This window comes from Nocardia lijiangensis NBRC 108240 (genome assembly GCF_001613045.1).
In the GTDB taxonomy this organism is placed as follows: Bacteria; Actinomycetota; Actinomycetes; order Mycobacteriales; family Mycobacteriaceae; genus Nocardia; species Nocardia lijiangensis.
The window spans coordinates 1-13,653 of sequence record NZ_BDBP01000137.1 but is presented as its reverse complement, the minus strand read 5'-3'; the positions used below and the strand labels follow the sequence as shown (position 1 = coordinate 13,653).

General features: G+C 69.3%; 10 protein-coding genes and 1 pseudogene. 5 read left to right on the top strand and 6 right to left on the bottom strand.

Annotated elements, in window-relative coordinates; all coding sequences use genetic code 11:
- A pseudogene (locus tag NL1_RS38000) lies at positions 1–124 on the top strand (STAS domain-containing protein); the annotation flags it as partial.
- A 10-nt stretch (positions 125–134) separates the two neighbouring features.
- Here the strand turns inward: NL1_RS38000 and NL1_RS33690 are convergent.
- Positions 135–2,585 carry an MFS transporter gene (locus tag NL1_RS33690; RefSeq protein ID WP_067848393.1) on the bottom strand — a complete coding sequence of 817 codons (2,451 nt, stop codon included), beginning with the start codon at positions 2,583–2,585 and terminating at the stop codon, positions 135–137.
- Positions 2,586–3,007: 422 nt separating this feature from the next.
- Between NL1_RS33690 and NL1_RS33685 the strand changes: the two genes are divergently transcribed.
- A complete protein-coding gene (locus NL1_RS33685; protein ID WP_067848382.1) occupies positions 3,008–4,288 on the top strand; it encodes a diguanylate cyclase domain-containing protein in 1,281 nt (426 codons plus the stop codon).
- Positions 4,289–4,292: 4 nt separating this feature from the next.
- Here the strand turns inward: NL1_RS33685 and NL1_RS33680 are convergent, their stop codons facing one another.
- A complete protein-coding gene (locus NL1_RS33680; RefSeq protein WP_067848379.1) occupies positions 4,293–5,531 on the bottom strand; it encodes a PucR family transcriptional regulator in 1,239 nt (412 codons plus the stop codon).
- 249 nt (positions 5,532–5,780) lie between these two features.
- Between NL1_RS33680 and NL1_RS33675 the strand changes: the two genes are divergently transcribed.
- Positions 5,781–6,941 carry an esterase/lipase family protein gene (locus NL1_RS33675; protein ID WP_084511326.1) on the top strand — a complete coding sequence of 387 codons (1,161 nt, stop codon included), beginning with the start codon at positions 5,781–5,783 and terminating at the stop codon, positions 6,939–6,941.
- 3 nt (positions 6,942–6,944) lie between these two features.
- Here NL1_RS33675 and NL1_RS33670 read toward each other — a convergent pair whose 3' ends face one another.
- Positions 6,945–8,087 carry an acyl-CoA dehydrogenase family protein gene (locus tag NL1_RS33670; RefSeq protein WP_067848372.1) on the bottom strand — a complete coding sequence of 381 codons (1,143 nt, stop codon included), beginning with the start codon at positions 8,085–8,087 and terminating at the stop codon, positions 6,945–6,947.
- A gap of 103 nt (positions 8,088–8,190) precedes the next feature.
- Here NL1_RS33670 and NL1_RS33665 point away from each other — a divergent pair, with 103 nt between their 5' ends.
- Both NL1_RS33665 and NL1_RS33660 read left to right on the top strand, forming a co-directional pair.
- On the top strand, positions 8,191–8,799 hold the full coding sequence (locus NL1_RS33665; RefSeq protein ID WP_084511324.1) for a TetR/AcrR family transcriptional regulator: 609 nt from the start codon (positions 8,191–8,193) through the stop codon (positions 8,797–8,799).
- Between the two features lie 132 nt (positions 8,800–8,931).
- Positions 8,932–10,650, top strand: a complete 1,719-nt coding sequence (locus tag NL1_RS33660) for a GMC family oxidoreductase (RefSeq protein ID WP_067848368.1) — start codon at positions 8,932–8,934, stop codon at positions 10,648–10,650.
- A gap of 33 nt (positions 10,651–10,683) precedes the next feature.
- Here NL1_RS33660 and NL1_RS33655 read toward each other — a convergent pair whose 3' ends face one another.
- The 3 genes from NL1_RS33655 to NL1_RS38375 form a co-directional block, all read right to left on the bottom strand.
- Positions 10,684–12,369: an FAD-binding dehydrogenase gene (locus NL1_RS33655; RefSeq protein ID WP_067848386.1), complete on the bottom strand. Its 1,686-nt coding sequence runs from the start codon at positions 12,367–12,369 to the stop codon at positions 10,684–10,686.
- Between the two features lie 2 nt (positions 12,370–12,371).
- Positions 12,372–13,010, bottom strand: a complete 639-nt coding sequence (locus tag NL1_RS33650; protein ID WP_067848366.1) for a TetR/AcrR family transcriptional regulator — start codon at positions 13,008–13,010, stop codon at positions 12,372–12,374.
- Between the two features lie 112 nt (positions 13,011–13,122).
- Positions 13,123–13,653 (bottom strand): DUF8176 domain-containing protein (locus tag NL1_RS38375; protein WP_067848363.1); only part of this gene is annotated, 531 nt, incomplete at its 5' end.

Here is a 13,653-nt window from a genome sequence, read left to right as displayed (position 1 = left end):
CGACCTGTCGAAGATGAACGCGGTCGGCGACCTCCAAGGCGGCATCGAGGAGGCCGAACGCCTGCTCGGCTACGAGGTGAGCCGCGGCGGCGATCCGGCGTGGCGCTCCGAACCCGCGAACTGACCGGTCGCGCTCAGTCCTCGCCGTCGCGGCCGTAGCCGAGCCGCACATCGTGCACGGCCTCGCCGCCGGACACGGTCACCTTGCTGGTCACCGGTGGATATCCGCGCGCGACCACGGTGTACTGCCCCTCGGCCAGATCGGTCACGACGTAGCGGCCGTCGGTGCCGGTGCGCGCCGTCGCGGTCAGATCGCCCGCCATGTCCAGCAGCATGATCTGCACGTCCGGCACCACCCGGCCGTCGGCGAGCGCCGATCCGGCCAGCACCGCGTTCGGTTCCATGTCGATGTCGTGCCGCAGCAAGCCGCTGTCCGGCACGGTGAGCGTCGTCGCGTGCGGACGCATGTGCTCGGCGAGCGCGACCATCGTGTAGATGCCCGAGACCACCCCGCGGCACACGTAGGCGCCGTCGTCCGCGGTAATCGCGGCCCCGACGACCTCGCCGTGCCGATCGGTCAGCGTGACGGTGGCGCCACCGAGCGGTTTGCCGCTGCCCGCGGATCCGACCCTCCCGGAGACGGCTCCCGAGCCCATCAGCTTCAGGTCGAGTTCCTGCGGCCAGGAGCCCGCGACGATGCTGACCGCCGTCGGCTGGTGTCCCGCCGCGGCCGCGATCAGCACGTAGGTGCTGGCATCGGGCACGTCGATGGAGTAGGCGCCGTTCGTGTCGCCCGCCACCCTGGCGACCTGACGCCCGACCTTGTCGATCAACGTCAGCGCCGCGTCGGGCACCGGATGCCCGTCCTCGTGCTGGATGCGGCCGAACAGCGAGCGCTCGGCCGCGGCGGCGAGCACCGGCTCCGGTTCGGAGAAGACCTCCGCGGCGCCCGCCCACACCTGTGACTCCTCCCAGCTCGACGCGCCGTCCGGCCCGCCTGCGGGCACGATCGGATCGTCTTGCAGCGGAATCTCTTTCATGAACATCAGCACCACGCCCGCGAGCACCGCCACCGCCGCCGCGACGTTGAACACGCCCTGCATGGAGTCGGTGAAGCCGACCAGGATCGGCACCCGCAGATCCGCGGGCATGGCGGCGAGTTCCCCTGTGTTGCTTTGCAATTCCCCGAGCCGGGCGGTGTCGAAGCCCTCCGGCAGCTGCCCGCCGAAGGCGTCGACGATCCGGCCGGGCAGCAGGTTGAACAGGATGGTCAGGAAGATCGCGACGCCGAGGGTGCCGCCCATCTGACGAAAGAAGGTGGCCGCCGCGGTCGACACCCCCATATCGGTGCGCGGACCCGCGTTCTGCGCGGCGATGATCAGCGTCTGCATGCAGGCGCCGAGCCCGCAGCCGATCACCCCGCCGTACAGCAGCGGCTCCCACAGCGGGCTGTCGTAGCGCACCCCGCCGTGCAACGCCGAGCCGAGCGCGATCAGGAAGCAACCCACCACGGGCAGGATCTTGTACTTGCCGGTGAGCTTGGTGACGATCCCGGCGATCTGCGAGCCGACCATGATCCCGACCACCAGCGGCAGCATCAGCAGGCCCGCCTTGGTCGGCGAATATCCGCGCACCACTTGGAAATACAGCGGTACCAGCACGATCGCGCCGAACATCGCGATGCCGACGATGAAGCCGCCCACGATGGACACGCTGAAGGTGGAGTTGCGGAACAATCGCAGCGGGATCAGCGCCGCGTCCTTCATCAGGAATTCCACCAGCACGAACAGCACGAGACCGGCCACGCCGATGCCGTAGCAGACCAGCGCCCGATCCGAGCTCCAGCCCCATTCCCTGCCCTGTTCGGCGACGATCAGCAGCGGCACCACGCACACGGTCAGGGTCAGCGCGCCGAACCAGTCGATGCGGTGGCGCTGCCGCTGATGCGGCACGTCGAGTACCTTGGCGACCACCAGGAAGGCGAGCACGCCGATGGGCACGTTCACCAGGAACACCCAGCGCCAGCCCTCCAGGCCCGCGAGCTGGTCGTAGCCGGAGAACAGCCCGCCGAGCACCGGCCCGAGCACGGTGGACGAGCCGAACACCACCATGAAATAGCCTTGGTACCTGACCCTTTCGCGGGCCGGGACGATATCGCCGACGATGGTGAAGGCCAGCGACATCAAGCCGCCCGCGCCGAGGCCTTGGAACGCGCGGAACGCGGCCAGCTCGTACATGGAGGTGGCGAAGGTACAGGCCACCGAACCGGCCACGAAAAGCCCGATCGCGGTGAGGTACCACGGTTTACGGCCGTAGATATCGGCGAGTTTGCCGTAGAGCGGCGTGCTGATGGTCGCGGTGATCAGGTATGCCGTTGTCGCCCACGCCTGTTCGTCGAATCCGTGCAGGCTGTTGGCGATCGGCACGATCGCGACGCTCACGATGTTCTGGTCCAGCGCGGCGAGGAAAATGCCGAGCAGCAGGCCGGAAAGGATGGTGAGAATCTGCCGATGCGACAGCTGCGTGCCTGCCTCGGCCGCCAGGTCAGGCGCTGGCGCCGGAGCCTGGGTGGTCGTATTGGTCATGTAGGAGCCCTGGTTCTGATCGGCCAACGATTGCGATCTTGCGTTCGGAACTGAGCGCCCGGCGGCCGTACACACCCACGCGACCAAGCCATGCGCCACAAGCGATCTGCTCTGTCGTACTGATAGATCAAGGGGTTGCTGCAACGCGGCGAGCTTACCGGTGTGCCGACGAGCCCTGTCGACGAGGTTGAACAGCGCGCAGGCCGAACGCCGCGACGCGAGCTCGGTGATTGCTGTTCATTAACCGCAGGCGGTATCCTTGACCTTCAATACCAACTAGTCTCATAATCTCGCTCTCGGCTAGTGGATGGCAGCACCGTTACCTCGTTCGGATCGCGGCAGGGTGGGCGATCGCCGGACCCGACGGGGTTCCAAGGCAATGTGGACACCGACCGCGCGTCGTTCGTCGAACGGGGATTCGCATGGACGAGAACAAGACCATGGTGGGCGATCCGGAGCAGGCGGCCGAGCGGTACCGTTCGCTGGTCGAACACTCTCCCGACGCCATCTGCGTGCACGAAAGCGGCGTCGTCGTGTATCTCAACCCGGCCGGGGTACGCCTATTGGCGGCCAGGTCGGCGGAGGAGATCGTCGGACGCCCGGTCAGCGATTTCATCGCACCCGACTCGGTCGCCTCTACGCTGGCGCGGATCGACGGCTTGCGTCGCACCGGCGACGCGTCCAAGCGAGCCGTGCTCACCTTGCTGCGCGCCGACGGCGTCCGCATCCCGGTGCAGACCGTCTCGGTGCTCACCATCTGGCAGGGCAGGCGCGCGTACCAGGTGGTGCTGCACGATCTGAGCGCGCAGCACGCGGCCGAGCAGGCCCAGCGCCGGGCCGAGCAGCACTTCACCGCGATCGTCTCGCAACTGGAAGAAGGCGTCGTGGTGATCAGCAGGCAGGGCATGATCGAAACGATCAACCCGGCCGCGCTGCGCATATTCGGTTGTCGCGGTGGACAACTCGTCGGCGCGCGGTTCGACACGCTACCGCTGCGCATGGTCGACACCGACGGCGTGCCGCTGCCCGCGACCCGGCATCCGGTCGCGCGCACCATGGCGACCGGCGAGCCGGTCACCCGCTTCGTCTTCGGCGTCGACGGCACCGACCATCACCGGCGCTGGCTGACGGGCAGCTGCAGGCTGCTCGATCCGGCCGACCGGAGATCGCCGGTGGTGAGCTCGTTCACCGACATCACCGCCACCCGCGCCAGCCAGCGCGAACTGCAGTACCAGGCCACCCACGACGGGCTGACCGGGCTGCTCAACCGGATCACCATCCTGTCCGCGCTCGACTCAGCCCTGGCCCATCCACCGGGCGGCCCGCTGTCGGCCGTGCTGTTCGTCGACCTCGACGGGTTCAAGGCCATCAACGACGGGCACGGACACGTCGTCGGCGACGTCGTCCTGCAGGTCGTGTCGCAGCGCCTGCTGCGCGCGGTGCGTCGTGGCGATCTGGTCGGCAGGCTCGGCGGCGACGAGTTCCTGATCCTGCTGTGCGGACGCGAGATGGGCCCGGAGCCGATCATCCGGCGGCTCGCCGCCTCGGTCGCCGAACCGATTGTCGCCCAAGGACATCGGCTCGCGGTGCACGCCTCGATCGGAGTCGCCCCGATCGTGCAGGGTGATCCGCGCACCGCCACCGAGATCCTGCACGACGCCGACACCGCGATGTACCGGCAGAAGGCCATCGCGAGCCGGTGACAGGTCAGGGGTGGTCGCTCGCCGGATAGAGCTGATGGATGGTGAGCGCCGCGGCGAGCATCCGGGAGTTGGTGGGTTCGGCGGGATCGATGCCGGTGAGCTCGGCGATGCGGCGCAGCCGGTAGCTGAACGTATTGGGGTGCACGTGCAGGCGCGCGGCCGCGGCCTTGCGGTCCGAGCCGTACTCGAGGTGGGCCTCCAGCGCCTCGAGCAGGTGCGGGTTGCGCAGCAGCGGGGCGATGCGCTGGGCCAGCCGGTCGCGCGCCGGGCCCGGCCTGGTGAGCTGGTACTCGAGCAGCAGATCGTCGAGCTGGTAGCGGCCGGTCGGACGGTTGAGCAGACGGGCGAGACTCGCCACCTCGGCGGCCTGCTCCGCGAAGCTGGGCACGTCGGCACGCGGCACGCTGTGACACTCGGCCAGATACACCGGGGTGCCGAACTTGTCGGCCAGCTCGGTGGCGAGACCGCGATGGCGCGCCGCATCCGCACCCGCGGCTTCGGAGTGGTTGGGTAGCAGGGCGATTCCGCTGGTGCCGTCGAAAGTGACCAGCGCGGTGCCGTTGCTCAGCGCTTCCAGCGTGCGGAGCAGGACGCGGATGCGGCGGCGGGCGAGCAGGTCGGCGACGGAGTGGGGTTGCTCCTCCGGGCGCAGATGGATGGCGAGGACGGTGTAGCGATCGGTAAGCGGCGTGTCCGCGCGGGCCGCGAGTTCGTCGGCGGGCAGCCCGCGCAGCAGGGCGGCGCACAGTTCGCGGCGCGCCTCACGTTCGGCGTTGTAGATGGACTGCTCGACCTCGGTGTAGGTCTCGACGACGGTGATGTTGATGTGCATCAGCAGGTCGAGCAGCCGGGAGCCGACGACGACCAACTGGTCCTTCTCGTCGGCCCTGGCCAGCGTGGAGGCCTCGGCGAGCACCGTCTGCGCGGAACCGTGGATCGCCTCGATCAGGATCGCCAGCGGGAAGCGGTCCTCGGCGTGCCGCTCGGCGACCGGGACCACGAAGGCGGCGACGTCGGACCTGGTGAACTCGCGCTCTTCGCCGATGGCGTGCAGCACGGCGCGGCCGCAGGCGTAGATGGTCGGGAGCACCTCGGCGGTGAAATGACCAGGGGGCAGATCGGCGGCGGGCGGCGTGGCGCCGAGGCCAGCGGCAAGCATCCGCTCGGCGATTTGCGGCCACCTGGTCAGCAGCCGGGACACCAGCGGAAGGTCCCCGGTGGCGGGGGGTGAAGCGACAACCATGGCCCGATTGTTGCCGACGACAGGGTTGACGACAATGCATCCGTCGTCACCGCCAAGAAGTTTGTCACGAGCAACAAGAGAGCACAGATTTACTTCGTCTAGCCGTGCAGTGACGACCTAGACCATCCGGTCTTAGATTTTGAACACCGCCGTCGTGAGATGGCGCGCGTCACAGAGGCCGTCCAATTGTGCGCTGCGCCACATTTTTTGATTCGGGGGGCGGTGCCGAGCGGATGGGAAGTACGGAAAATGTTTGCAACGAGGCAACGAAGCAGGCGCGCCCTGTTCTGCGCCGCGATGATCGCGGGGCTGGCGCTGGCGCAGGGATCGGGCGCGGGGGTGACGATCGCGGACCCGCCCGTCGAGGGGACCGCCGAGTCGACAGCACAGGCACTCGCCGACGCCATCACCGCCGGGCTGACGCCGGCGGCCGACGGCAGGCAGCCGAAGGCGATCGTGGACACCGGCAGCGGTTCGAGCTGGGCCAAGAGCACCTCGTCGGCGACCGTGGGCGAGGGTCCGGAGATGACCGCGGCGCTCGCCGCGTTCGCCTACGGGCTCACCCACCCGGATGCCGCGCCGTCCGGTGCGAACCGGTGGGATTGCAAGCCGAGCGCCGCGCACCCGAACCCGGTGGTGCTGCTGCACGGCAGCTGGCTCAACGCCTATGACACCTTCGCCTACATGTCACCGCGGCTGGCGCGGGCCGGATACTGCGTCTTCGCCTTCAATTTCGGCCGCGCCGGGCTGCTGGAGGGCGGCGGCCTCGGCACCATCCTGCCCGGTCGCTTCGGCGTCGGCCCGATGGAGGAATCCTCGCGCCAGCTCGCCGAATTCGTCGAGCAGGTGCGCGCGGCCACCGGTTCGGAGAAGGTCGACATCGTCGGGCATTCGCAGGGCGGCACCGTGGCCAACCGGTACCTGAAGTTCGACGGCGGCGAGGGCAAGGTCGGCAAGCTGGTCACCTTCGGCGCCACCCACCACGGCACCGCGCTGATGGGTATCGCCACACTGGGCCGCGCGATCAACAACCTCGGCGTCAACATCCTGGGCTTCTACGAGCCCCTCGTCGGGCTCGCCAATATCCAGCAGGCCGTCGGCTCCCCGTTCTACGCGGCGCTGAACGCCAACGGCGACACCGTCCCCGGGGTGGCCTACACCGCGGTCGGCTCGCGCTACGACGAGGTCACCAACCCCTACGACTGGACCTTCCTGCGCCCGGGACCGGACGCGACGGTCGACAACATCACCCTGCAGGCGGGTTGCGAGCAGGACATCTCCGACCACCTGACCATGATGTACTCGCCCCGCTCCACCTCGATCGCGTTGCGCGCGCTCGATCCGGCCGCCCCCACGGAACTGGCCTGCACCTTCAACCCCTGGCTGATCGGCGGCGGCGGCAGCCTGTGACGGTTACGCCCCGGCCAGGTCCCTGGCGATGACCAAACGCTGAATCTGGTTGGTGCCCTCGAAGATCTGGGTGATCTTGGCCTCGCGCATGTAGCGCTCGACCGGGAAATCCTGGGTGTAGCCGTAGCCGCCGAAGACCTGCACCGCGTCGGTCGTGACCTTCATGGCGGCGTCGGTGGCGACCAGCTTGGCGACGCTGGCCTGCCGCGAATAGGGCAGGCCGGCGTCGCGGCGTCTGGCGGCGTCGAGATAAGTCGCGCGGGCGGAGTCGACGGCGGCGGCCATGTCGGCCAGCACGAAGCCGAGGCCCTGGTGGTCGATGATGCGGCGGCCGAACGCCTCGCGCTCCTTGGCGTAGGCCACCGCGTCGTCCAAGGCGCGCTGGGCGAGGCCGGTCGCCACGGCGGCGATGCCGAGCCGTCCGGAGTCCAAGGCGCTGAACGCAATCGAGAGGCCCTGACCCTCGGCGCCGATCAGCCGTTCGGCGGGAAGGAAGGCGTCGTCGTAGGCGGCGGTGGTGGTCGGCACCGCGCGCAGGCCCATCTTCTCCTCGGGCTTGCCGAAGCTCAGCCCCTCGGTGCCCGCCGGGACCAGGAAGCAGGAGACGCCGCGGGAGCCCTCGCCGGTGCGGGCGAACAGGGTGTAGTAGTCCGCCCGGCCGCCGTTGGTGATCCAGGCTTTCGAGCCGTCGATGCGGTACCCGCCCTCGACCGCGGTGGCCTTGCAGCGCAGCGCCGCCGCGTCGGAACCGGCGTGCGCCTCGGAGAGGCTGTACGCGCCGATCATGGTGCCGGACAACATCTCCGGCAGCCAGCGCCGCTGCTGCTCCGGCGTTCCGAAGACGAACAGCGGGTGGCACGAGAGACTGTGCACGCTGACCGCCACCGCGACCGCAGCCCACCGCGCGGCAAGTTCCTCGAGCACCTGCAGGTACACCTCGTAGGGCTGTGCACCGCCGCCGAACTCCTCCGGGTAGGGCAGGCTCAGCAGCCCGGCCGTGCCCAGTGCACGGAACGCCTCCTCGGGGTACCGCTGCTGCTTCTCGAACTCCGCCGCGTGCGGCTCGAGCACCTTGTCGGCGATCTCCCTGGTGAGCTCGATCAGATCGCGGGCTTCCTCGGTGGGCAGCAGTCGGTCGACAGGCATCTCATCATCTCTTCGGCGGGGGTGGTCGGCTTGCCAACACAGTATGGCCGACATCTAATTGCATGCAAGACAGCACGTACTTTCCGGCCGTTATACTGCATGAATGGTTTCCGATCTGCCGCCGAACAAGCACCAGGAGAAGAGTCTGCGCACGCGCGCGCAGCTGCTGGACGCGGCGATCGACAGCCTCGCCGAGGTGGGCTACGGCGGCGCCTCCATCGCCGACATCACCGCGCGCGCAGGCGTCACCCGCGGCGCTCAGCTGCACCACTTCCACACCCGCCATGAGCTGTTCGCGCAGACGATCGGGCACCTCACCGAGCGCCAGCGCCAGGCGCTGCACCGCCGTCTGCGCACCGTGCCCGCGGACACGACCGCCGGGGCCGTACTCGTCGAACTGGTGCTCGCCACCTTCGCGGGCAAACTCGGCCGCGCCTGCGTCGAGCTCTACGTCGGCATCGCCAACGACCGCGAGCTGCGCCGCGAAATGCTGCGCGTGCAGCACGATCTCACCGTCGAACTACTCGACCGCTGCGCCGAACTCATCGGCCCCGGCATTCCCCGCGCCCGCCTCGACTCCGCGTTCTGGCTCACCATCAACCTGGTCCGCGGCGCCACCCTCGACGAGATGGTCGGCCGCGACCGCGCCCGCCGCAAGCAGGTGCTCGCCGACTGGACCGAGCTCGCCGAGCTGGCCCTGCGCCGAAGCTGAGCCCTCGACCGGCGACCGCCACCGCATGGCCGGAAATGTCGATTTCTTGGCCGTTGGTCTGTCCTGTCACCGTGCCGCTCGCTCCTAGCGTTGTTCCACGAACGTGAGCGGCAACGAGGAAGGCGCGGGTCCATGACATTCGACTACGACGTGGTGGTCGTCGGTTCGGGGTTCGGCGGCAGCGTGACCGCGCTGCGGCTGACCGAGAAGGGGTACCGGGTCGCGGTGCTGGAGGCGGGCCGCCGCTTCACCGACGAGGAGTTCGCCGAAACCTCTTGGCGCGTGGGGAAATATCTCTGGGCACCGCGTTTCGGCTGCTTCGGCATCCAGCGCCTCGCGCTGCTGAAGGACACCTTCGTGATGGCGGGCGCGGGCGTCGGCGGCGGCTCGCTCGTCTACGCGAACACCCTCTACGAGCCCCCGGAGCGGTTCTTCGCCGACCGGCAGTGGGGCCACATCACCGATTGGCGCGCGGAGCTCGCGCCGCACTACGACCAGGCCAAACGGATGCTGGGCGTGACGACCAATCCCGCGACGACCCAATCCGACCGGGTGCTGCGCGAGGTCGCCGAGGACCTCGGCGTCGCCGGCTCCTACCGCAGCACGCCGGTCGGCGTCTTCTTCGGCGGCCCCGGGATCCGGCCGGGACAGGATGTGCCCGACCCGTACTTCGGCGGCGCCGGACCGGACCGGCGGGCCTGCACGCACTGCGGCGAGTGCATGACCGGCTGCCGCCACAATGCGAAGAACACCCTGGTCAAGAACTACCTCTACCTGGCCGAAAAGGCCGGGGCCACAGTGCATCCCATGACGACTGTGACCGATGTGCACCCCCGCGAAGGCGGCGGTTTCACCATCACCACGCAGCGCACCGGACGCACCGTGCGCACACAGCGCCGCGAGTTCACGGCCGAACAGGTCGTCTTCTCCGCCGCGGCGCTCGGCACCCAGCGCCTGCTGCACCGCCTGCGCGACACCGGCTCGCTGCCCGCGATCTCGGGCATGCTCGGGCAGCTCTCGCGCACCAACTCCGAGGAACTGCTCGGCGCCCGCAGCCGCCGCGCCGACAGCGACTTCACCAAAGGCGTCGCCATCACCTCCTCCATCCACCCCGACGCGGACACCCACGTCGAACCGGTGCGCTACGGCAAGGGCAGCAACGCACTCGCCATCATGGCGACCGTGATGGTCAGCGGCGACACCCCGCGCCTCGGGCTGTGGCTGCGCGCGCTGTGGCGCGGCCGCCGCGACGTGCTGCGCGCGCACACCCCGCGGCACTGGTCCGAGCAGACGATCGGCCTGCTGGTGATGCAGTCGGTGGACAACTCGATCACCACCTACACCAAGCGGACCTGGTTCGGCCGCCGCACGATGACCACGAAACAGGGTGCGGGCGAACCCAATCCGACCTGGGTGCCCGCCGGGCACGAGGTGGCGCGGCGGGTGGCCGACAAGATCGACGGCTTCCCCATCGGCACCACGTCCGGCGTCCTGAACATCCCGATGACCGGGCACTTCATCGGCGGCTGCGTGATCGGCGACTCGGCCGAGACGGGCGTCGTCGATCCGTACCACCGGCTCTACGGCCACCCTGGGCTGCACGTCATCGACGGCTCGACGATCTCGGCGAACCTCGGGGTCAATCCGTCGCTGACCATCGCCGCGCAGGCCGAGCGCGCGGTCTCATTGTGGCCCAACAAGGGTGAGGCCGATCAGCGACCCGCGCTCGGCGCGGCGTACCGGCGGCTCGACCCGATTCCGCCGCACCGCCCGGTCGTCCCGCCGTCCGCGCCTGCGGCACTGCATCTTTCGACGACAGCACGGCAGCTGCCGATCGAGCCGGTGCGCTGAATTGCACCGGCTCGATCGGGTCCGCGCCGAACGTCAGGCGAGCTTCTTCGCCAGCGCGCGGCCCGCGGCGCGACCGGAGAAGATGCAGCCGCCGAGGAAGGTCCCTTCCAGCGCGTTGTAGCCGTGCACGCCGCCGCCGCCGAATCCGGCGACCTCACCGGCTGCGTACAGCCCTGGCAGCGGCGAGCCGTCGGGGCGCATCACCTGGGAGTCGAGGTTGGTCTGGAGCCCGCCGAGGGTCTTGCGGGTAAGGATGTTGAGCCGCACCGCGATCAGCGGACCCGCCTTGGGATCGAGGATGCGGTGTGGCTTGGCAACCCGGCCCGCCTTGTCCCCGAAGTACTGGCGCGCGTTGGTGATCGCCATCAGCTGGGCGTCCTTGCTGTACTTGTTGTCGATCTCGCGGTCGCGGGCGACGATCTGCCGCTCCATCTCGTCGAAGTCGAGCTGGGGTCCGCGCGCGATCTTGTTCATGCCGTCCACCAGCTCGCGCAGCGTGGCGGCGACGACGAAATCGACGCCGTGCTGTTTGAACGCCTCCACCGGGCCCGGCGCGCCCTTGGCCACCCGGCTCTTGAGAGTGAGTTTGAGGTCCTTGCCGGTGATGTCGGGGTTCTGCTCCGAGCCCGACAGCGCGAACTCCTTCTCGATGATCGACTGGGTCAGCACGAACCAGGAGTAGTCGTAGCCGGTCGCCAGAATCGCCTTCATCGTCGTGTTGGTGTCGAAGCCGGGGAAACACGGTGCGGGCAACCGCTTTCCGTTGGCGTCGAACCACAGCGAGGACGGGCCGGGAATGATACGGATGGCATGGTCGGGCCAGATCGGATCCCAGTTGTTGATGCCTTCGGTGTAGTGCCACATGCGATCCCGGTTCACGATCGCGCCGCCCGCGCTCTCCGAGATGCCGAGCATGCGGCCGTCGACGTGCGCGGGGACGCCGGAGATGAGCGTCTCGGGGCAGGGGCCGAGCCGCTCGGTGGGCCAGTTGCGCCGGATCATCTCGTGGTTGTGACCGATGCCGCCGGAGGTCACCACCACGGCCTTCGCACGAAACTCGAACTCCCCCACCGTGGTTCGCGAGGACGCCTTGCCGCGCTCCAGGTCGGTGTCCTCCAGGACAGCGCCGCGCACGCCGACCACCGCGTCGTCCTCGATGATCAGCTCGTCCACCCGGTGACGGAAGCTGAAGCCGGCCAGCCCGCGCCGCTCGCCTTCGAGCACCGGCTCCTGGAAGACCCGCACCACCTCGGGACCGGTGCCCCAGGTGAGATGGAAGCGCGGCACCGAATTGCCGTGGCCGTCGGCGGCGGCCCCGCCGCGCTCGGCCCAGCCGACCAGCGGTGTCACCCGCAAACCCAAGGCGTGCAGGTAATCCCGCTTCTCGGTGGCCGCGAACCGCACGTACGCCTCGGCCCACTGCCGCGCCCAGAGGTCCTCGTCGTCGCGGTCGAAACCGGCCGACCCCAGCCAATCCTGCAGCGCCAGTTCGTAGGAGTCCTTGATGCCGAGGCGGCGCTGCTCCGGACTGTCCACGAAGAACAGACCGCCCAGCGACCAGAAGGCCTGCCCGCCGAGGTTGTTGCGGTTCTCCTGGTCGAGCAGGTGCACCTTGCGGCCCGCCTTGACCAGCTCGTGGGCGGCGACCAGGCCTGCGAGGCCGGCGCCGACCACGATCACGTCGGCCTCACGCGCGAATTCGGGACTGCAGTTGGTCATGTTCATCCTTCGATTGGCGTGCTGTAGGCCAGCACGACGTGGCAGAAGAGGTCGGTGCGCCGCCGCCTGGCGGTGCGGCTGCGCGGTTCCATCAGCACCTGCACGGCGGTGCCGTCGTGCACGGCCACCATGGCCTGGCCGAGCGCCTCCGGGTCGGGCACGCCGCGCCCGAACCGGGCGAGCGTGGCCACCACGGCCGGTATCAGCGCCGCGACGATCGCCTCCTCGCGGGCGGCCATCACCCGGCGCAGCGCAGGCGTGCGCAGCGCGTGGCTGGTGAACTCCGCGGTGATGCGGTACCACGCCTCGTCCAGCGTGACGGCGCGCAGCAGGCGGTCCACCGCGTCGCGCAGGTCGGCGACACCCTCGACCGAAATGTCGTCGAGAGCGGTGCGGACATCGGCGAGCATCGCCGCCGAGCGCTCCGCCCACATGGCGAGGAACAACTCGTCCAGCGAGGTGAAGTTCGAGTAGAACGCGCCGCGGGTGAAACCCGCGCGCTCGCACACCCGCTCCACCGTGGCGCGGCCGAACCCCTCCTCGGCGAAGACCTCGTACGCGGCGGTGAGCAGCCGTTTTCTGGTCGCTACCCGTCTTCGGGTGGCCGGACGCGCCGGTGTTCCCGCGGGGGACGACGTCATCGTGACTCCTCTCGCCGACTCCCCAGTTCGATACATCAATGTATTCGATACGAAAATGTATCAGGACCGAGGCGCGCCGGACCGAGGAACGGCGGCGAACGCCGAAATGGATTTACCGGTCCGGCGGGGTGATCTTGCTGATCAGGACTTCTCCGTCGCGCGGAGTCACCGTCACGAACTGCCGGTAGGTACGGATCGCCGCGTCCGGGCGGATCTCGGTGATCACGACGTCGAAGCGGCCGTCCGGCAGCGGCAGCATGAGCACGCAGTGCTGGGAGCCCACGGGGACCGAGGCGATGCCCGCGTCGAGGACGTCGACGCGGGACACCGCCGCGTCGGGTGTGGTGGCCGCCCGCGCCGCGGCGCCGGACTTGGTCACGTAGTAGGCGTGCTGGAAGGCGAGGATGGCGTCGGGTCCGCTGGCGAGCGAGCCCGTGCCGTTGCCACGCACCAGCTGATCGGATCGGGTCGGTTCGCAGCCGGGTCCCCCGCCGAGCACCGGATCGGCGACGGTGGCCGACTGGCGCGGTTCCGTCACCTCCGCGGCGTACACCAGCACCACCGCCACCGCCGCGAGCGACACCCCGATGGTGGCGCCGCCGACGAGCCAAGGGCGGCGCCCGTTGCGCGGTCGCCTGCGGCG

Bases quoted from the DNA above. Each gene is read 5' to 3' on its own strand.
- NL1_RS33665 (WP_084511324.1), top strand. From the start codon at position 8,191: ATGGTTTCCGATCTGCCGCCGAACAAGCACCAGGAGAAGAGTCTGCGC.
- NL1_RS33675 (WP_084511326.1), top strand. From the start codon at position 5,781: ATGTTTGCAACGAGGCAACGAAGCAGGCGCGCCCTGTTCTGCGCCGCG.
- NL1_RS33670 (WP_067848372.1), bottom strand. From the start codon at position 8,087: ATGCCTGTCGACCGACTGCTGCCCACCGAGGAAGCCCGCGATCTGATC.
- NL1_RS33660 (WP_067848368.1), top strand. From the start codon at position 8,932: ATGACATTCGACTACGACGTGGTGGTCGTCGGTTCGGGGTTCGGCGGC.
- NL1_RS33650 (WP_067848366.1), bottom strand. From the start codon at position 13,010: ATGACGTCGTCCCCCGCGGGAACACCGGCGCGTCCGGCCACCCGAAGA.
- NL1_RS33680 (WP_067848379.1), bottom strand. From the start codon at position 5,531: ATGGTTGTCGCTTCACCCCCCGCCACCGGGGACCTTCCGCTGGTGTCC.
- NL1_RS33655 (WP_067848386.1), bottom strand. From the start codon at position 12,369: ATGACCAACTGCAGTCCCGAATTCGCGCGTGAGGCCGACGTGATCGTG.
- NL1_RS33690 (WP_067848393.1), bottom strand. From the start codon at position 2,585: ATGACCAATACGACCACCCAGGCTCCGGCGCCAGCGCCTGACCTGGCG.
- NL1_RS33685 (WP_067848382.1), top strand. From the start codon at position 3,008: ATGGACGAGAACAAGACCATGGTGGGCGATCCGGAGCAGGCGGCCGAG.